Origin of the sequence: Streptomyces puniciscabiei (assembly GCF_006715785.1) — a bacterium.
Taxonomy (GTDB): domain Bacteria; phylum Actinomycetota; class Actinomycetes; order Streptomycetales; family Streptomycetaceae; genus Streptomyces; species Streptomyces puniciscabiei.
Map to the genome: position 1 here is coordinate 1 of NZ_VFNX01000008.1, position 19563 is coordinate 19563.

At 72.6% G+C, this 19563-nt stretch carries 14 protein-coding genes and 2 pseudogenes; 4 read left to right on the plus strand and 12 right to left on the minus strand.

The genetic code is table 11. The features are described from left to right. The 6 genes and pseudogenes from FB563_RS41865 to FB563_RS41890 all read right to left on the minus strand — a co-directional run. Positions 1-487, minus strand: a pseudogene (locus FB563_RS41865) (hypothetical protein); the annotation flags it as partial. A gap of 35 nt (positions 488-522) precedes the next feature. Further along, entirely contained in the window at positions 523-1506 is a 984-nt protein-coding gene (locus FB563_RS41870) for a ScbA/BarX family gamma-butyrolactone biosynthesis protein (protein ID WP_055705810.1), read from the minus strand. 10 nt (positions 1507-1516) lie between these two features. Continuing rightward, complete coding sequence (locus FB563_RS41875) at positions 1517-2455, minus strand: nucleoside-diphosphate kinase (RefSeq protein WP_055705809.1); 939 nt, start codon at positions 2453-2455, stop codon at positions 1517-1519. Next, entirely contained in the window at positions 2452-3543 is a 1092-nt protein-coding gene (locus FB563_RS41880; RefSeq protein ID WP_055705808.1) for an SDR family oxidoreductase, read from the minus strand. Before FB563_RS41880 ends, FB563_RS41875 begins: the two co-directional genes overlap by 4 nt. 38 nt (positions 3544-3581) lie before the next feature. Further along, complete coding sequence (locus FB563_RS41885) at positions 3582-5234, minus strand: hypothetical protein (RefSeq protein WP_055705807.1); 1653 nt, start codon at positions 5232-5234, stop codon at positions 3582-3584. After that, a complete protein-coding gene (locus FB563_RS41890; RefSeq protein WP_234357711.1) occupies positions 5231-7993 on the minus strand; it encodes a phosphoenolpyruvate synthase in 2763 nt (920 codons plus the stop codon). The genes FB563_RS41885 and FB563_RS41890 overlap by 4 nt, the downstream gene beginning before the upstream one ends. Positions 7994-8323: 330 nt before the next feature. Between FB563_RS41890 and FB563_RS41895 the strand changes: the two genes are divergently transcribed. From FB563_RS41895 to FB563_RS41910, 4 genes and pseudogenes are all read left to right on the plus strand, one after another. Continuing rightward, positions 8324-10069, plus strand: coding sequence for a TIGR03767 family metallophosphoesterase (locus FB563_RS41895; RefSeq protein WP_055705806.1), 1746 nt, complete (start codon positions 8324-8326; stop codon positions 10067-10069). A gap of 267 nt (positions 10070-10336) precedes the next feature. Next, positions 10337-10522 (plus strand): annotated as a pseudogene (locus tag FB563_RS41900) (ATP-binding protein); the annotation flags it as partial. Positions 10523-10702: 180 nt separating this feature from the next. Then, positions 10703-11167 carry a hypothetical protein gene (locus FB563_RS41905; RefSeq protein WP_142219289.1) on the plus strand — a complete coding sequence of 155 codons (465 nt, stop codon included), beginning with the start codon at positions 10703-10705 and terminating at the stop codon, positions 11165-11167. A 264-nt stretch (positions 11168-11431) separates the two neighbouring features. Then, a complete protein-coding gene (locus FB563_RS41910; protein WP_234357710.1) occupies positions 11432-13042 on the plus strand; it encodes a S8 family serine peptidase in 1611 nt (536 codons plus the stop codon). 145 nt (positions 13043-13187) lie between these two features. On the opposite strand, the gene FB563_RS41915 is transcribed toward FB563_RS41910, so the two are convergent. The 6 genes from FB563_RS41915 to FB563_RS41940 all read right to left on the minus strand — a co-directional run bounded on the left by FB563_RS41915 (position 13188) and on the right by FB563_RS41940 (position 19563). Next, a complete protein-coding gene (locus tag FB563_RS41915; protein ID WP_055708996.1) occupies positions 13188-13382 on the minus strand; it encodes a hypothetical protein in 195 nt (64 codons plus the stop codon). After that, the gene (locus tag FB563_RS41920) at positions 13379-13990 is read right to left on the minus strand and encodes a TetR/AcrR family transcriptional regulator (protein ID WP_055708995.1); all 612 of its coding nucleotides are present in this window, start codon (positions 13988-13990) and stop codon (positions 13379-13381) included. The genes FB563_RS41915 and FB563_RS41920 overlap by 4 nt, the downstream gene beginning before the upstream one ends. 47 nt (positions 13991-14037) lie before the next feature. Further along, positions 14038-14940, minus strand: a complete 903-nt coding sequence (locus FB563_RS41925) for a 3-hydroxybutyryl-CoA dehydrogenase (protein ID WP_055708994.1) — start codon at positions 14938-14940, stop codon at positions 14038-14040. Between the two features lie 35 nt (positions 14941-14975). After that, entirely contained in the window at positions 14976-16145 is a 1170-nt protein-coding gene (locus tag FB563_RS41930; RefSeq protein ID WP_055708993.1) for an acyl-CoA dehydrogenase family protein, read from the minus strand. Between the two features lie 140 nt (positions 16146-16285). After that, positions 16286-17458 (minus strand): acyl-CoA dehydrogenase family protein, encoded by a 1173-nt coding sequence (locus tag FB563_RS41935; protein WP_055708992.1) that lies wholly within the window; start codon positions 17456-17458, stop codon positions 16286-16288. 50 nt (positions 17459-17508) lie between these two features. Further along, entirely contained in the window at positions 17509-19563 is a 2055-nt protein-coding gene (locus FB563_RS41940; RefSeq protein ID WP_142219290.1) for an acetate--CoA ligase family protein, read from the minus strand.

Consider the following 19563-nt stretch of genomic DNA (forward strand, 5'->3'; position numbering starts at 1 on the left):
AGCACTGCACCGGGTAGGTGACCGCGAGATTGAGCAGGTGCCGGTCGCGTACCGCGGGTGACCGCCGTTCCAGCGCGGCGAGGAAGGTCCCGTAGCCGAGTGCCACGAGGATCAGCAGGGCCGCCGTGGCCGAGAGGACGGCGTTCAGGCCCGTCACGGCCACCGCGATCGCCGCCATCGCGGCGCGCAGCTCGGCCCCGGTGATCGCACCGGTGACCAGCGGCCGGTCCGGGTGGTGCACCCGGTCGTGCGCGAGGTCCTTCTGCTCGTCGAGCATCCGCAGGAACAGCAGCGCCAGTACGACGCTCAGCACCCGCACCCAGGTGGCGCCGGACGGCCGCCAGGGGGTTCCCGTCGCGGCCACCGCCGAACCCTCCAGGGCGAAGACCCACAGCAGACCGTAGGCGGCGTAGAGCTGCGGCGCGAACCTGCGCAGCACGAAGCGGCCCAGCCGGGCGGGAACCCGCGCGGCGGCGACGGAGGTCACCGCCGGGACTGCCCCGGGTCCACCGCGTGCCCGGTTCATGCCGCTCCCCGGGCCGCCGCGGCGGCACCCGCCAGGCCGGCCGGGTCGAGGTCCGGGTCGGCGAGCCTGATCCGCGCCTCGGCAGCCACGGCGCCGGGCTGGCGCAGGGTGCACTCGATGTCGGCACCGGGCCGGACCGGGGCGGTCCGGCACTCCAGCGGCAGGTCCATCTCGGCGAAGCAGCGGAACCGGGCGGCCAGGCCGAGCGGAAGCACCGTGGGCGTGCGGACGGTGCCGGCCGCCACGGCCGCCGTCAGGGCGAGTTGGCGGAAAGCCTCCAGTTCCAGCATGCCGGGCACGTGGTCGACCCAGTGGTCGTAGAGGGTGGGATGCCCGGTGTCGGCGGTCAGCCGTGCCGTGCGGCCGCCGTCGCCCGTGGCGCGCGGCGGGGAGATCACCGTGTTGGCCGGGTCGCGTCGCCCGACGAGGGCCGCAGCGACGCGTGGTCCGGGCAGCGCGACGGGCCCGTCGGGCAGGCCGAGCGCGCCGCGCTGTCCGGCCCGCAGCCCGGTCCAGTCCTCCGGGCGCATCCAGGAGTAGCCGATGCGGGCCAGCAGGGCCACCTGCGGGCCGATGGCCAGGGCGAAGCGCAGCCGCAGGCCGGTCACCCCGGTGCGGACGCGGAACCGGTGCTCGACATGCGTGGTGATGACGGCCTCCGTGGGACCGTCTCCCATGGTGAGGGCCGATGCGTGCGGCACCTCGAACTCGACCGTGCGCAGCAGGAACTTGTACCCCAAGGGCACGTCGAAACAGCGGTGGGCGACCACGAAGATGCCCTGCCGGCACACCTCGAGCAGCAGCAGCGGATCGTGCCGGTCACGGGGGCCGAGGGTGTCGTGGTAGAAGGCGTGGCGGCGGGGGAGCTGCGCGCCCAGCAGCAGTTCGTCCTCGCCGTGGTACTCCATGTCGGTCAGGAAGACCTCGGCGACCGCGGCGCGGTGCACCAGCTCCTTGGGGAGTGTCCGGGTGAACTGCATGGGCCGCTCCTCAGGTCAGGGTGGCGCGGACGGCCCGCAGGTGGCGGCGCCAGGCGTCGGCGTCGGCTCCGTCGAGCACCGGCGCACGGCCGGGCTGCCGCATGGGCAGCACCGTCGAGCCGACGATGACGGCGTCCCACGGGTCGAGTTCGATGCCGTGCCGCCACGCGGTCTCCAGCAACTGCCGCGCGCCCGCGTCGGTGCCGCAGTGCGGTGACATGAGGTCCCGCAGCCGTTCCACGGCGGGCTGGAAGTCGAGGTCCCGGGGCTTGGTCGCGGCGTAGAGCCGCCCGGTCAGCTCCAGGGCGTCCGCAAGGCGGTCGTCGCCGGCGAGGGCGGTGCGGAACAGACGCTCGCGTGCGCTGTCGTCGAAATGGACGGCCAGCTCCCGCAGGACGTCGGCGGGTTCGTCAGGGGTGTGCACCAGGTTCAGCAGGTAGCTGTAGCGGCCGAGGAGATGACGCAGTTGGCCGGGCTGCCGGGCGTCGGGGTCCGTGGGGCCCTTGAGCCGGGTCAGTTCGACCGATGCGGGGACGTCCAGGTCGTGGACGGCTCGGACCAGCAGCACGAGGGCGTCGGCGTCCTCGAGGAACAGGGCCGCGAGCCTCCTGCGGTAAGGGGTGGCGAGGTTCCACTGGAAGTACCACAAGGAGCGGATCATGGTGCGGGTCAGCCGGGTGACCGCCGCTCCGACGATCCTGAAGCCCTGCCCGGCCAGCCAGTACACCGCCGCGTCCAGCCTGCGGGCCACCACGGCGTCCGGTTTGAGCAGCAGCATCGCGTGCCGGTGGGCGAAGCCCGGGACGTCCTCGGTGAGGGTGGCGAGCTGCTCGTGACTCTCCTGGTAGTAGGTGTCGGCGCCGTACAGCCGCTGTTTGGCGGGCTGGCAGGTGAGCAGCGGGGAGACGGGAATGCCGCGCGGGGGCTCGGCGAGGTGCGCGGTGGTCATCGATGGGTGCTCCCGTCGGGTCGGGCGGCGGCCGGTCCCCGGTGCGGGGCCGGGCCGAGATAGCCGGTCATGAGGCAGTGGTCGAGGAGGCGGCGCAGGTACGGTCGTGCGCCGGCCGGCGCCGGCCGGTGGCTGAAGACCGTCGCCTGGGCGTCGTCGAAGTGGACACGCCGCCGGAAGTAGGTCTCGTACAGGGAGATGACGCGGTGGTAGTAGGGGCGTTCCCGGTCGGGCAGGTCCGCGGCGGAGAACGCGGACCGCGGGACGAACCGCGGCACGTGGAAGGAGGGGTACTCGGCCAGGACGTCGGAGAAGTCCCGCAGCGTCAGCTCGTGCCCGACGGCGTGCAGGGTGCGGCCCTCGGCCTCGGGGAAGCGGGTGGCGGCCTCGGTCACCAGGTGGGCGACCCGGTCGACGGGGACCAGGTCGAGGACGGCGTCGTAGCGGCCCGGCACGGTACGCACCAGGCCCCGGGTGAGGACCCGCAGCACGGGGTAGATGGTCTTGAAGTCGCGGACGCGGCCGGTGCGGGCGGCCCCGGTGACGATGCTCGGGCGCACCACGCTCACCGGCAGGCCCTCGGTCGCCGCCGTGCGGACCAGCGTCTCGGCGCCGAGTTTGCTCTTCTCGTAGCCGTTGCCCAGGCGTTGCCCCAGATCGGTTTCGTCCTCGCGTGCGGTGCCGTCGCGTTCCCCGCACACGTAGGCGGTGCTGACGTGCACCAGCGGTGTGCGGTCGGCGAGGGCCAGGGCCAGGACGTGCCGGGTGCCCGCCACGTTGACGCGGTCGTAGCGTTCGTCGGGCAGTCCGAAGTCGGTGACGGCGGCGCAGTGCACGATCCGGTCGGCGCCGGCGGCGAGCCTCCGGTCGTCGTCGGTCAGCCCGAGGCGGGGGCGGGTGATGTCCCCGGTGATCCGGGTCAGCCTGCCCGGCCCGGGGGTGAGCTCGCTTCCGTGGTTGCGGACGATGCGGGGGGTGCGGTGCAGCAGCGCCAGCACGGTGTGGCCCGCGGCGGTGAGCCGGGCGGTCACCTCCGCGCCCACGAGGCCGCCGGCTCCGGTCACCAGCACCGTCATCGGGTCGGGCATGGGCGGCTCCTTCGGGCGGAACGTCGGATGCGGCACCGTCACAGGGCCTGGTGGGGCTGGGCGCCGTTGCTTGCCAGGAGGTCGCGGGCTTCTTCGACGGGCAGGTCCGCGTCGAGGTGGGCGCCGATGCGCAACCAGTCGTGGCCGAGCCGCAAGGTGGCCGCCCAGGTGGCCGCTGAGTCGAAGGAGGCCGGGAACGTCCCGGCGCCCACCGCGGTACGGACCAGGGCGGTGCAGGCGCGCACCTCCGTGAGCAGTCCGTCGCCCTCTTCCGCCGAGTCGACGGTCCGCCGCAGCAGTTCGCCGGCGCGTGCCCCGATCGGCCGGGTGGCGGGCGGCAGGAGGTCGAGGCGGCGTACCAGACCGGCGTCGGCGGGCAGCGGATGGACGCCGTGGGCGCTGAGCAGTCCGCGCAGCACGGCGTGCACGGCACGGCGCGCGCTGAGTTCGGCCACCCGCCACTGACCCTGGCGCAGGGCACCCGTCAGATCCTCGACGGCGTTCTCCACGACGACGTTGGACCACACCAGGGCCATGGCGGCGGCCGCGAACCGGTCGGCGGGCAACGGCAGCAGGTCGACGGCGCGGGAGCCGGTCACCGCCGCACCGTGCAGCGACAGCAGCGGCCGTGCGAGGGAGGGCGGTGGGGTGACGGGGCCGGGCGGAGCGGCGAGCGGCAGCGCGGGGGTGACGGTGCCGCCGCCCTTCCAGGCGAGGCGGATCAGGCCGTAGCGCAGGAAGGCGGCCAGCAGCGCTCCGGGCTCGCTGACGCCGGTGTGCGCGGCGGTGTCCAGCACCCAGGGCAGCGGCCGGCCCAGGACGAGGGAGCGCCAGACGGACCCGGCGTCGTCGCCGAGCGCGAACACCTCACGGCCACCGCGGATGACATGCACCCGCTCACCGGTCTGCCAGGTGGTCACCCCGGCCACGCGTTCGACGGTGAGCCGCTCGGGCCGCCAGGACACTCCGGTGAGTCCGAGATCCCGGGCGAAGGCGAGGCAGGCGGTCAGGTGGTCGCGGGCGGCGTCGGCGTCGCCGGGCGCGGGGGTGACGGCGTCCAGTTCCCCGTAGCGGTCGCGTACGTCCGCGCGGCCGGTCCGGGCAAGCTGCAGGGACAGCCACTTGGGTTCGAGGTAGGTCTCCCCCACCCCGGCGGCCCAGGACTTGACGGCCTGGACGAGTCCGGCGCGGGTCCATTCGGCCGCCTCGTCGCCCTCGCCGAGACACAGCAGCGCGATCGCGTGGCGCAGGGACTGGCGGGCCCGGTGCGCCCACCAGTCGGCGGTGATCCGGCGGAACTCTTCGACGGGCAGCATCGCCTTCACCTCCTCGACCAGGGCGTGGTCGCGCAGCGGGTGGCTGTGCAGCAGCCGCTGGCAGCGGTTGAGGAGGTCCTCCGGGAGCCGGCCGGGCCGCTTGGCGTGCTGCTGCACCGCGTGGAACTGGGCGGCGATCTGCCGCACCGACCGGGTGCGGATCTCCACTCGCCGGCCGTCCACGAACAGCAGGGACGGCATGATCGGCAGGTCGTCCCCGCAGCGGTCGATGAGGAGGAAGTCGATGTCCGAGGAAGAGTTGCCGAAGCCCTCGGCCACGGAGCCTTCGAGGGTCACGGCGCTCTGGGTGGCGCGGGGCAGTTCGGCGAGGGACTTGTCGAGCAGGTCCTGGAGCTGCTCCTCGGTGAGGATCACGGGTGGGTCTCCGTTCCAGAGCTGTGCCGGGCGGCGGGCGTGGCGTCGTCGGGCGGATCGGCGAGTACGGTGACCGTCCCGGCGGCGCCGTCGACGCGCAGCCGGGTGCCGGTGCGGATCTCGGTCGTGGCGTCCCTGACCTGGACCACGGTCGGAATGCCCAGCTCACGTGCCACGACGGCGACATGGGTGAGCGGGCTGCCCCGCTCGATGACGAGCGCGGCCGCCGAGGTCAGCGCGCCGACCCAGCCCGGGTCGGTCCGATAGGTGACGAGAATGCCGCCGCCGATGTCGCGCGGGCTGTCGGTGACGACGGCGCCTCCCTCGGCGACGCCGGGGCAGCAGGGGGTGCCCTGCAGTTCACGGGCACCGCTGCGGGCGGCCGGGGGGCTGCTCCAGCCGGCCCGCTCCAGGTTCCCCGACCAGTACGGGGCGCCGCGGGTGACGAAACGGGACGGCGCGCTCTGCGCGGTATCGGCGGCCAGTCGCCTGCGGCGCAGGGCGGCCAGCTCGCGCAGTTCCGTGTGGACGATCGCGCCCTCGTAGGCGCCCGCGATCTCCTCCAGGCGCAGCATGAACACGTCGTCCCAGGCGTCGATGGCTCCGGCGTGTGCCAGGTCGCGGCCGAGGGCGCGCAGCATGCGCTTGGCCGCTCCGAAGGCACGGGTGCGGCAGAACCTGAGGCGTTCCCGGTCGGCCAGCGCCGTCCGGGCCTTGCCCCGCACCCGCTCGTACAGCAGTCGGCGCGGGCCGCGCAGGTGCGCGTCGAGGTAGGCCTGGGCCTCGTCGGGACGCGCCTCTGCCGCGCCGCGCCGCTCCGCGGCACCGCTGTCCGCGCTGTCCGGCAGGGCGTCCCGCAGCAGGGTGACGAGTCCGGCCGGGTTCTCGTGCAGGTCGGGGACCTCCAGCTTCAGTTCGTCGGGGCTGCGGTAGCCGTAGTCGGCGAGGTAGGCGTCGACGGCGGCGAGGAACCGGGTGTGCCCGGCCGCGCGCAGTGCCGGGAGGCACTCGGAGTCGGCGGTGTGCTCCAGGACATGCAGGACCTCGGCGTCGGCGCGGGCCTGGGCGGCCAGCTTGCGCAGGGCGCGCACCGGTTCGGCGGATTCCACGGTGCCGGAGGGGGCCGCCGCGGCCCACGTGAACCATTCCGGTGCGTCGGGCAGCCATCGGCGGGTGAGCAGGGCCAGCAGCCCCATGGAGAGCAGAATGGTGGCGTCCAGGGCCTGCATCGGGCCCCATTTCTCGATGAGTTCGCGCTGCAGGCGGCGGAAACGGCGGTAGGTCTCGTCACCGGGCAGCGCGTCGTAGTCGATATTGTTGAAGATCGCGTATGCCCGGTGGAAATCGCGGTGGAATCGCTCCACGGACTGGTGGATGGTGACGTACCTCCCGGCGAATTTCACCGTGCGGGTCAGGCGTGACCAGCGGCCGCGCAGGCCGGGCCGGGGAGTGAACGGATGGAGGGTGTCGGCGAGTTCGTCGGAAATGCTCTCCGCGACGCCGAGGGATTTCTCCAGGACTCGCCGGCCCAGCGGGTACAGCGGGGCCAGGCGCACCATGCGGTACCAGTGGAAGAGGTTGTAGTAGACCCGGCCGTGGACATAGCCCAGCAGGTGCGGGGTCCACTCGCGCACCTCGCGCAGTTGCTCGCCGCGGACACCGAGGGCGCGGGCGTAGCTGTCGTACACCTTGGCGTAGGTGTCGGCGGCGAAGCTGTAGGTGAGCGGGGAGACGACGCCGCTGAAGCTCTCGATGATGTTGGAGTTGTCCCAGATCCGCTGCTCTCCCCGGGGTGCGGGGCTGGTGACCGGGCGGCTCTGCAGGATCCACAGGGTGTCCTCGGCGATGGCCCACTCGATGTCCTGAGGGGCGCCGTGGTGTGTGCTGATGCGGGTGCCGGCCTCGTGCAGCCGGGCCAGGTCGGCGGCGCTGAGGGCGGGCTCGGCGCGCTCCTCGTCGGCGACGGGTGAGACCTTGCAGCCGGGTCCGGAGCCGGCGTCGTAGCGCTCCCGCTTGTCACCGATCACGGTGGTGAGCGGCTCGCCGGTGGCGGCGTCCAGGACGACGGTGTCCGCATCGACGGCGCCCGAGACCAGCCCTTCCCCCAGTCCGTGTACGGCGCTGACCACATGCCGGTCGGTGCGGCCGGTTGCCGGGTCGGCGGTGAGGAGCACGCCGCTGCGCTCGGCCGGCACCATGCGCTGCACGACGACGGCGACGCCCCCGGTGCCGGGCGGCAGCCGGCGCCGGGCGCGATAGCGCAGGGAGCGTTCCGAGAAGGCGGAGGCCCAGCAGCGGCGGACATGGGCGATCACCTCGTCGGTGCCGCGGATGTTGAGGAAGCTGTCGAACTGGCCCGCGAAGGAGTGCCGCGCGCCGTCCTCCTCGGCACCGGACGAGCGGACGGCCACCGCGCCGCCACCGGCCTGCTGGTAGGCACGCCGGACGGCGTCGGCGACGGGCGGGCCGAGGGGCGCGGCCCGGATGAGACGGGCGATCTCCTCGGCGACCTGCCCGGGCCTCGACTCCCAGCCGTCGGTGAGGAGCCGTGCCAGGTGCGGTTCCAGACCGCTGCCGCGGCAGAATTCCGCGAAGACATTCATGCCGAGGACGGACCATCTCGGCACGTGAAAGCCGAACGTGGTGAGGCTGTGGAGGTTCTTCCCTTTTCCGCCGGCCCATTCGGCGATCAGCGACGGGTCACTGGACGGGGTGAGGACCTGCAGGGACAGGTTTCCGGATGTCGTACCGAGCGACAACTCGTTTCCCTTTCAAGGGTGTCCAGGGTGTTGCCCAAGCGGTGTCAGTCGACCTCGCCCGAATGTTCCACAGTGAGACCGGTCAATTCATCCGGCGGGCTCAGCGGGGGGCACTTTTCGGTCGTGGTAGTGCTTTCAATTTCCTGAGGCGAACCGGGCCGAGCCGGGCCGCCGCCCGGCGCCGGGACCGCGTGCGCCATGCGCTGGCCGTGTTCTCTCCAAGTTTCCCTCCGCGCCCTGGACACAGCTGTACCCATCAGTAGGGTTGCCGCGGCGGGGCCGCCCGACCGGCGGGCCCGAAGCCAAGTGACCTTCGTACAAGGGGGATTCATGAGCGGGACGAGCCGTCGTCGGTTCCTGTCGAGAGCGTCCGCCGCGGCTGCGGGAGCGGCCCTTTGGCCGGTGCTGACGCCGGGAACCGCCGCAGCGCTGGACCGGGCCGTCGCGGCAACCGCGGCACGTGCGGTACGTACTGCCGGGACCACCTTGGAGCAGGTGGCGACACCGCTCGATTCAGGTGCGTACAAGCGGCTCACGGCGGGGCCGGGCTGGCCGCTGGTGGTGCGCGCGGAGCTGGCCGGCGCGGACGCCGGCCGGGACGACCGGCGCACCGGGCTCGCCTCCTTCGTGCAGTTCACCGACCTGCACCTGACGGACACCGAGTCACCGGTGCGGTTCGAGTACCTGGCCCGCCTCAACGACAGCGCGCACCGGCCGCAGGAGGCGCTGACCGTGCGGGGCGCCTCGTCGCTGGTCGAACGGGTCAACCAGGTGCGCCAGGGCCCGTACACCGGGCTGCCGTTCGGTTTCGTCATGGCCACGGGTGACAACACCGACAATCACGAACGGATCGAACTCGACTGGTATCTGACCGTCATGAGCGGCGGCCGGATCACTCCGAACAGCGGTGACCCCCGTCGCTACGAGGGTGTGCAGAACTCCGGCAGCGCGCAGTACTGGAACCCGGAGTCCCCGCTCCAGGACGCCTACAAGGCCAAGGGCCTGCCCGAGATCCCCGGACTCCTGAGCGGCGCCATCCGCCCCTTCGACGCCCCGGGCCTGAGCGTCCCGTGGTACACCACGGTCGGCAACCACGACGACAGCATCGAGGGCAGCCTGCCCGACCTGGGGCTGCTGAACGACCTCTACACCGGCTCGCGCAAGCTGGAGGGCTGCGACGACGCCACGGCGGCGCAACTGGCGGACGCGGTGCTCCACGACCCCGCCCAGGCCGTGCTCCTGCTGAGCAAGCTGCTCGCCAACGGTGGTGCGATCCGTACGGTCACGCCGGACGAGCGACGCCATCCGTTCACACCGGCCGAGTTCGCCCGGGCGCACCTGAACCCCGCGTACACCGGCGCCGGCCCCGCCGGACACGGTTTCACCGCGGACTCGGCCGACACCGGGCGGCTCTACTACACCTTCGACCTCGCCGACGGCGTCCTCGGCATCAGTCTCGACACCACCAACCGGGCCGGCTTCGCCGACGGTTCCCTCGGCACCGCACAGCTGAACTGGCTGGAGTCGGTCCTCAAGGCGCACAGCGGCCACTGGTACGACACCGACGGCCACGTGGTGCGCGGCGGTTCCGACAGCCGTCTCGCCGTCGTCTTCAGCCACCACACCAGCGGCACCATGGGCAACCTGCTGCCCGACCCGTACCACCCCTTCGAGGGCCGGCACAGCGGGGCCGAGCTCGTCGCCCTGCTCCAGCGCTTCCCGAACGTCGTGGCCTGGGTCAACGGCCACACCCACACCAACCGGATCCTCGCGCACGGCCACGCCGTGCCCGAGCGCGCCTTCTGGGAGATCAACACCGCCTCCCACGTGGACTACCCGCACCATGCCCGGATCATCGAGATCGCCGACAACCAGGACGGCACCCTCTCGGTGTTCACCACGCTCATCGAGTCGGCCGCGCCGTACCGGACCGACTTCACCGACACCTCCGACCCCGGCCTGGCCGCGCTGTACCGCGAACTCGCCTACAACGACCCCTACGCCACCCCCGCCACCCGCATCGGCACGGCCGCCGACCACAACACCGAACTCCTGCTGGCAAAACCGTCGGCCTAGCCCCGTACGGCCAAGTGCGCCGTCGGGCAGCGGCCTCGTCCGCTCCCCTCCCCCGCCACCACCCCGGCGAGCCCCGCGCAGGGCGTCGAGAACGCGTGCCGGACACGCCGTGGTCGGTGGTGATGGGGGCCGCGATCGCCCCTGGGCGTCCGGCTCGGTGCACTGGCGGCGGCCGTGCAGCACGGCGCCGGACTGCCCCGTGCAGCCCGGCGCCGGACTGCCGGGCTTGCCGATCCCGCCGTCGTGTCCGAGGCACGCAAACGGGTGGAGCGTTCCCTGATCTGCGAGGTTTCCGACGCCCGCAGCACCGCCCCTCGTCTACGCCGGGCCCGGCTGAGCGACGAGGGCGGGCGCGGCCTGCTCATGGTCGCCGAACTCACCAGGCGCTGGGGCACCCGCTGCACACCCACGGGCAAGACCAACTGGGCCGAGCAGTCGATCGGCGAGGGGTAAACCGAGCGGTCGGCAACAGGAGGCGGGGCGATCGGGGGTTCCTCTGCCCTGGGCGGTTCTTCCGATTGCGGTCGTGACCTCGTCAACCTAGCTTCAACACGTCGGTTTTATTCCGATAAGGCCAACATTATTCCTTATGTGGGCCTTTCCATGGCATCGAACGGAGCTTTCATGTCGGTGATGACCGGTACCCAGCCCCAGCAGCAGTTCGGCCAGCAGATCGGCGCCCCGCAGGGCCAGCTCGCACAGGTGGTCCAGCAGGCGATCCAGCAGGCCTGTCAGCAGGCGGGCCAGCAGATCGCGCAGCGCATGCAGCAGACGTTGCAGCAGATCCAGCAGGTCCAGCAACAGCTGCAGCAGCAGGGCATGGCCCACCAGGCGCACCCCTACCTCGCGCTCGCGCTGCACCACACGCTGCACCAGGGCGTCCGCAGCGCGGTCGAGCAGTCCGTGCAGCAGGCACTGCCGACGGCGATCGTGACGCTGCTCCAGCAGAGCCAGCAGGGCGCCCAGGGCATGCAGGGCATGCAGGGGCAGCAGTGGGGCGGCGGGTACGGCCCGCAGTCGTTCGGGCAGCAGTTCCCGCAGTACCAGCAGTCCGGCTTCGGCTTCGGCCAGATGGGCCAGCCCTTCGGCATCGGCTGACATACGCGGCGCGCGGTGCGGTGTGCCCGGAACTGGTCCCCGGGCACACCGCACCACTGTGGAAGCGCGCGCCGCCCGGCACCGGATCAGGAGCAAGAGGACGACACAGCCGTTGTGAAGGTGGACGTAATGGTCAAGGAAAGGCCCGGAAACAAGCCCCGAAACAACCGCGAGAGCGCATCAGAGGGCTCGGGGGCCGGTGGGCCGCGCCCCGAGGGCAGGGAAGCGGAACCACGCGGGACGGGCGCGCCGTCACCGATCACGGTGCAACCGCGCCGGGGCCGGTACCTGGTCACGCCGCTGCCGCAGCACCTGCTCCCGTCGGGGGTCGCCGCACTGGGCACGGACGCGGTGTGCGACCAGCTGGAGCGCATGCCCGAGGTCACCGTCGTACGCAGGCTGCGGCCTTCGCAGAAGCTGCAGTCCGCCGGGCTGTACCCCTCGTGCCCGGACGTCGCTGTCGTCGAGGCGGCCGAGGCCCAGATGCCGGCGATGCGGGCGCTGCACGTGCACATCGAACCGGACCTGCCGCTGACCGGGACCGGACCCGCATCCGTGGGCACAGCGACGCTGCCGCTGCGCGACCCGGGGCTGCTGACCCCGCTGGAGCGACCCGCCGAGATCACGCTGCGCGTCTGCGGCCCGGACGGCGAACCGCTGGCCGGCGCGGGAGTGTTCCTGATCGGTGCGACCTGGCCGGCCCAGGGCATCACCGGTGCGGACGGGTCAGTCACCCTCACACTCACGACGGACACGGCGGAGTCCGTCCAGTCGCTGTACGTGCGGCCCAAGGGCGGCTACACGGACCGCTGGATCCATCGACCCGACCTGTCGGCAACCCAGGAGAACCTCGTCACCCTCACCCCGCTCGCCACCGTGTACCCGGAACTGGAGCAGCGGCAGCACTACGGCTGGGGCCAGCAGGCCATGCGCGTGGACCGGCTGCCGCCCACCTTCCGCGCGTTCGGCATCAAGATCGCGGCCATCGGATCCGGCGTCAGCGCCGAACACCCCGACCTGCGGCAACGGGTGCGCTCCGGGGTCGACATCGTCCGCGGCACGGACGATGGCTGGGCCCACGACACGCTGGGCAGCGGCACCCACGCCGCCGGCATCATCGCCGGAGCCGACACCGGCAAGGGCATCATCGGCATCGCCGTCGACGCGGAGATCGAGGTCTGCCAGGTGCTGCCCGACGGCCACTTCAGTGACCTGATCGCCGCCCTGGACCACTGCATCGAGACCGAGGCCGACATCGCCCACATCGCCGTGGCGACCCCGTACCCCTCGGCACTGGTCTCCCGCAAACTCGCCGACGCGGCCGCGGCGGGCATCGCCTGCGTGGCCCCGGCCGGGGACACCGGCGGGCCGCTCTCCTTCCCTGCCTCGCTGCCCACCGTGTTCGCCGTCGGCGCCCTCGGCGTCTACGGCTCGTACCCGCCGGACACGTCCCAAGCCACCCACTGCGGAACGCAGTTGACACCGGAAGGGCTCTTCGCCGCACCGTTCAGCTGCCACGGCCCCGGAGTCGACGCGGCCGCCCCCGGAGTGGCGGTCCTGTCGTGCGCGCCGGAGGGCGGGTACACCGTCCTCGACGGCACCGGCACGGCCTCTGCCCATGTCGCCGGCCTGGCCGCGCTCGTCCTCGCTCACCACGAGGACTTCCACGGCCAGTTGCTGCCACGCGGAGCGGGCAGGGTGCAGCACCTCTTCGAGATCATCGCGGCCAGTTGCCGACAACTGGCCGCCCCGGGGACGCCGGAGGCGGCCCGCGTCGGCCGCGGCTTGCCCGACGCCCTCGTCGCCCTGGGACTCGCCCCCGGAATCCAGCTTGCCCCGCCCCTGCCGCCGTACGCCGTCGCCATGGCCCGGTAGGTCCCTCCCCCGGCCGGCCCCCGCATCGGCACCCGCCCTCGCGGACGGGTGCCGATCGGCTTTCCGTCGGCGTCCATTGCGGTGGGGTGCCGGCACCGTCGACGGGGAGACGGTGTACGGCGTCCGGGGCGAGCCACACCGCCTGTCAGAGCGACCGGAGCGAGCAGTCGTCGATCCGGCCGGCCACGGGCAGGCCGCAGGCCGCGCAGACCAGGTTGGGTCCATCGGCCCCGTCGAGGCCCCAGCAGGCACCGCCGCGTCTCTCCGGGATCAGCGGGGTGCCGCGGGAGTCGCACTTCTGATGGGCGTGGGCCGGCAGCGCGACCCGGACAGCGGTCACTCCGTCGGCAGCGAGGCCGGCAGGCCCAGCGCGGTGGACACCTGGCGCCAGATGGCGGTGAGGGCCGTGTCCAGGGTGACCGTGGGGTCGCACAGCATCAGGCGGATGCCGTAGCCGTCGCTGAGTGACAGGACCAGCGTGCTCAGTTCGTCCACGTCGGTGGGCGTGAACTCGCCGGAGGCGATGCCGCGCCGTACCGCTCCGGCCACCCAGGCGTGCAGCTGCGCGTACAGGTCCACGGCGAAGGCGCGGGTGGTCTCGTCGCGCAGGGCCCGGGCCCACAGTTCCTGCCACAGCCGCCAGTCCTGCCGCAGTTCGGGGTCGGTCGGCAGCAGGCTGCGCAGGATCCGGGCCAGGACGACCGCGGCCGGCGCCGTTTCCGCGTCGCGTTCGACGTCGACGGCGGTGTGGGCGAAGGAGTGGGTCATCGCCTCGGTGAACAGCTTCTCGCGCGTGTCGAAGTGGTAGTGCAGCAGCGCGGTCGACACGCCGGCGCGCTCCGCGACCATGCGCATGCGGATCTTCTCGAAGCCGATCTCGGCGATGACCTCGCACGCCGCGGTCAGGATGCGCTCGCGCGTGTCTGCCGTGCGCACCTTGGTCGACACCCTGCCGCTCCCCTCGTCCGGTGGTCGTAGGCCGTGGCCATTTTCCCTCACCGCGGTCCCTCCGGTGTCATCGCCTCGCGAAGCGGGTGTTCGTCGTACGTGTGGAAGCCCCGTCCGGACTTCCGGCCCAGCCGTCCGGCCTCCACCATCCGGGACAGCAGTGGGGGCGGTGAGTACTGCGGCTCGCGGAACTCGGCGTACAGCGACTCGGCGATGGCCCGCGTGGTGTCCAGGCCGATGAGGTCCGTGAGGGCCAGTGGACCCAGGGGGTGCGCGCAGCCGAGGACCATGCCGCGGTCGATGTCCTCGACGCTCGCGCTGCCGGACTCCACCATGCGGATGGCGGCCAGCAGGTAGGGGACGAGCAGCGCGTTGACGACGAAGCCGGCCCGGTCCCGGGTGCGTACGGCCTCCTTGCCGAGCATGTCCGTCACGAAGGTTTCGGCGCGGGTCACCGTGTCGGCCGAGGTGAGCAGGGACGGTACGAGTTCCACCAGCCGCAGGACCGGTACGGGGTTGAAGAAGTGCACGCCGACGACGTGTTCCGGGCGGCCGGTCGCTGCGGCGAGCCGGATGACCGGGATGGCGGAGGTGTTCGTCGCGAGGATGGTGTCGTCGCCGGTGACCACGGTGTCGAGGCGGGTGAAGACGTCGGTCTTGAGGCGTTCGTCCTCGGCCACGGCCTCGATCACCAGGTCCCGGTCGTGCAGGGCCTCGATCTGCTCCACCACGGTGATCAAGTCGGCGGCGGCCTCGCGCCGTTCGGTGGTGAGGCTGCCGTGCGCGGTGGCCCGGTCGAGCGAGCGGGTGATGCGCAGGCGGCCCACGCGGGCCGCCTGCGCGTCGCGTTCCACCACGGTGACCGGCAGGCCGGCCCGCGCGCAGACCTCGGCGATACCCGCGCCCATCAGTCCGCAGCCGACGACTCCGACGCGTTCGATGCCGGTCATACATGGCTCCCTTCGGTCCGTGTCGGCCGTTGCTGTCAGGCGGTGGGCAGGTCCAGGACCCCCGAGCCCCGCTTGATCAGCTCCCCGGCGATGATCAGCCGCTGGATCTCGGAGGTGCCCTCCCAGATCCGGTCGACGCGCAGCTCCCGGTAGAGCCGTTCGACGGCGTACGTACGGTCGTAGCCCCGGCCACCGTGGATCTGCAGGCACCGGTCGATCACCCGTCCTGAGGCCTCGCTCGCCGCGAGCTTGGCGATGGCCGCCTTGGCGTGCAGCGTCTTGCGGTCGGTGTCGGGCTGGTCGGCCTCCCAGGCCACCTGGTGGGTGTAGGCACGGTTGACCGCGATGTCCACCGCGCAGTCCGCGAGCATGCCCTGGATCAGCTGGTACGAGGCGATCGGCGCCCCGAACTGCTCGCGCTCCACCGCCCAGTCACGGGCCAGTTCCAGGGCGCGCTCGGCCGCGCCGGTGGTGCGCGCCGCGATCATCAGGCGTTCCTCGGTGAACCACGAGCGCGTGATGTCGTATCCCTCGCCGACGCCGCCGAGCACGGCGTCCTCGCCGACCTGGACGTCGGTGAAGGTGAACTCGGGGTGCTCGTAGACGAAGGTGTGCATGAAGCGGGGCACGCGGGTCATCTCGATGCCGGGGGTGTCCTTGTCGACGAGGAACAGTGTCGGCGCGCGCTCCGGCCCCGCCGCGGCGAGCACGATCATGAAGTCGGCGTGATCGCCCACCGTCACGAACCACTTCTCGCCGTTGAGCACCCAGCCCTGGTCGTTCCTCGTCGCCGTGGTGGCGAGGTTCTGCGGGTCGGAGCCGGCGCCGGGTTCGGTGACGGCGTAGCAGTCGCGCCGCTCGCCCCTGATCACCGGGACGAGGAAGCGTTCGCGCTGCTCCGGAGTGCAGTGACGCAGGGCGTTCGCGGGCCGCCACACCATGTCCCACAGGGCGCCGGTGAGCCGTCCCAACTCCTCCTGGACGGTGGCCTGCTCGGCGATGGTGAGTCCGGCGCCGCCCCATTCGGCCGGCATGTTGACGGCCTGGAGTCCGGCGTCGAGGACCGCGTCGCGGATCTTGGCGTGGACGTCGGCGGGCAGGCCGTTGTTCTCCTCGCACTGGATCTCGTAGGCGGCGATGACGTCGGTGAGGGCGCGGGCCGCGGCCTTGAGCTGTGTCTGGCGCGGGGTGAGACGGAAGTCCATGGAAGTCCTCGCTGTGTGGTGGTGAAGGGGCGGGTTTGAGTGCGTGGCGGGGTTTCAGCGCGCGTCGGGTTTCAGCGCGGGTCGGGGCTTCAGTGCCTGGCCGGTGTCAGTGCGTGGCCGGTATCAGTGCGTGGCCGGTATCAGTGCGTGGGCAGAGCCAGGGCCCGGGTGCCGCGCTTGATCAGCTCGCGTGCGATGATCAGCCGCTGGATCTCGGAGGTGCCCTCCCAGATCCGGTCGACGCGCAGCTCCCGGTACATGCGCTCGACGGGGTAGGTGCGGTCGTAGCCCCGGCCGCCGAAGATCTGCAGGCAGCGGTCGGCGACCCGGCCGGCGGCCTCGCTGGCCGCGAGCTTGGCGGTGGCGGCCTTGGCGTGCAGCGTCTTGCGGTCGGTGTCGGGCTGGTCGGCCTCCCAGGCCACCTGGTGGGTGTAGGCACGGTTGACCGCGATGTCCACCGCGCAGTCCGCGAGCATGCCCTGGATCAGCTGGTACGAGGCGATCGGCGCCCCGAACTGCTCGCGCTCCACCGCCCAGTCACGGCCCAGTTCCAGGGCACGCTCGGCCGCGCCGACGGTACGGGCGGCGATCATCAGGCGTTCGTCGGTGAACCACTCCTTGGTCAGCTCATAGCCCTTGCCGACGCCGCCGAGCACGTCCTCGTCGGCCACGAAGACGTCGGTGAAGGTGAACTCGGGATGCCCGTTGACCGCGGAGTGCATGAAGCGCGGGACCCGCGTGATCTCGACGCCGGGCGCGGCCTTGTCGACGAAGAAGAGGGTGGGCAGCCGGTCCGGGCCGGCGTCCGCCTGCACCAGCAGGAAGTCGGCGATGTCGCCGCAGGTGACGAACCACTTCTCCCCGTTGAGCAGCCAGCCGCCGTCGGTGCGGGTCGCCGTGGAGGTGCCGGAGGACGGATCCGATCCGGCGCCCGGCTCGGTGACCGCGAACGCGTCGAACCTCTCGCCCCGGATGACGGGCAGCAGGTACTTCTCGCGCTGTCGCTCGTCGCCGTACGCGAGCACGTTGGCCGGGCGCCAGGGGATGTCCCACAGGCAGTTGGTGACCTTGCCGAACTCCTCCTCGACGATGACCTGGTCGAGGAGGGAGAGGCCGGCTCCGCCCCATTCGGCGGGCATGTTGATGGCGTAGACGCGGGCGTCCATGGCGGCCCGGGTCAGCTCGGTGACGAGCTGCTGCGGCAGCGGGCCGCCGGCCTGCTCGGACTGCTCCTCGTGGCGCATCAGCAGGCGTGCGTAGTCGGCGGCGCGGCGCTTCAGATCGGCCTGCTCGGGGGTGTAGCGCATGTCCATGGGTGCCTCTTCGGTCGAGTCGCAACGGGGTCGGGTCGAACGGGGCTGGGTCAGGCGAGTACGGCGCGGGAGTCGAGGGCGAGGACTCCGTGGGGGCTCACGAGCAGGGGGTTGACCTCGAGCTCGGCGATCTCCGGGTGGGCGGCGGCGAAGGAGGTGATCGTCTCCACGGCAGCGGCGGCCGCGGTGATGTCGACGGCGGGTCTGCCGCGCACCCCGTCGAGGAGGGCGGCGGTGCGCAGTCCGCGCAGCAGCTGCAGGGCGCGGTCGGCGGATACCGGGGCCAGGGCGAAGGCGATGTCGCGCAGGGCCTCGGCCAGCACTCCGCCCAGCCCCACCATGGCGACGGGACCGAAGCGGGGGTCCCGGTTGACGCCGACGATCAGCTCGACTCCGCCCGTCGTGTCCGCCATGGCCTCGACGGAGTAGGTGGGGGCGCCGAGCCGGGCGTGCATCTCGCGGAAGGCGGCGAGCAGTTCGTCGCGCCCGGCCAGGCCCAGCGCCACACCGCCCGCGTCGGTCTTGTGCAGCAGGTGCAGGGCCTTGAGGACATAGGGGCCGCCGAACTCCCCGGTCACCGCGAGCAGTTCCGCCTCGTCATGGATCTCCCGGGCGGCGGGGAAGGCGACTCCGGCCGCTTCGAGGGCGCTGCGGGTCTGCAGATAGCCGCACTCGTGCAGGGGGGCGGCGGGTCGGGGCAGGGGCGCGACGCCGGTGCGCGGTGCGCCGGGTGCGGTGGCGGCGAGGGCGCGAGCGGCGTCCTCGGTGGCGGCGAAGACCGGGATGCCGGCGGCGACGAGGGTGCGGCAGCTGGGCGACTCGGGATACATCGACTGCACCACGAGGGGCTTGGCGGTGGCCCGGTGCCGGGCCGCGATGAGGCGTGCGGCCTGCTGTTCCCCGGCCGCGAGCGCCGTACCCCCTCCCCCGAGCCCGCCCCCGGCGGCCGCGTAGCCGCCGAAGTAGCCGGTCATCAGGACGGCGTCGACCTCCTCGGCCGCCAGCAGCGCGGCGACGGTCTCCGCGTACGAGCCCGGGTCCTGCTCGCCCATCCCCGCGAGGTCCACCGGGTTGCTGACGGCCGACTGTTCCCACAGGGCCGTGCGCAGGCGTGCGCGGGTCGGCTCGTGGAGTTCGGGCACGGTCAGCCCGGCCGTCTCGGCGGCGTCGGCGGCGACGACGCCGTGGCCGCCGCCGTCCGTGAGCACGGCGACCCGGTGGCCGGCCGCCCTGCGCCCGCCGGTCAACGCGGCCAGGGCGACGGTGAGTTCGCGCGGGGTGGCGACCAGTTCCACACCGGCGTCCCGGCAGGCGGCGGCCACCACGTCGGCCGAGGTGGTCAGGGCCCCGGTGTGCGACTGGGCGCTGCGCGCGGAGGCGTCGCCGCGTCCGCCGGTGAGGAGCACCACGGGTTTCCCGGCCGCTGCGGCCGCCTCGGCGAAGGCACGTCCGTCGGCGAAGTCCTCCGCGTAGACCGCGACGGCCCGGGTGCCCTCGTGCCGGGCGCAGTCGGCGAGCAGGTCGACGAGCGTCACGTCGGCCTGGTTCCCCAGGGAGACGAAGCGGGAGAAGCCGAGGGCGTGCGGCCGGAAGCGGAGCTGGAGCTCCAGGGCCAGGTTGCCGCTCTGGCTGAGGAGGGCGACCCCGCCCGGGGTGAAGGTGTCGGAGGTCAGGAAGAGGTCCGTGGTGTTGTCCGCCAGGCCGAGGCAGTTGGGCCCGACCAGTACGGCACCGGCGGCGCGTACGCGTTCGGCGACGGCATGCTGGCGGGCGCGGCCCGCCTCGCCGGTCTCCGCGAAGCCCGCGGTGATCGCGACGATCGCACGAGCCCCGCACCGCAGGGCCTCGTCGACGGCGTCCTCGAATGCGGCTGCGGGCACGGAGACCACCGCCAGGTCGACCACGTCGCCGATCGCGCTCAGGGTGGGGGCCGCGGTCCTTCCGAGCACGGTGCCACCGCGGCGGTTGACCAGGTGGACGGGGCGGTGGCCGTTGGCCCGGAGGGCCTGGGCGGCGATGGCGTGGCCGTACTTGGCCGGGTCGTCGCTGGCTCCCACGACGGCGACGGAGACGGGGTCGAAGAGTGCGGACAGGTCGCGTCCCAT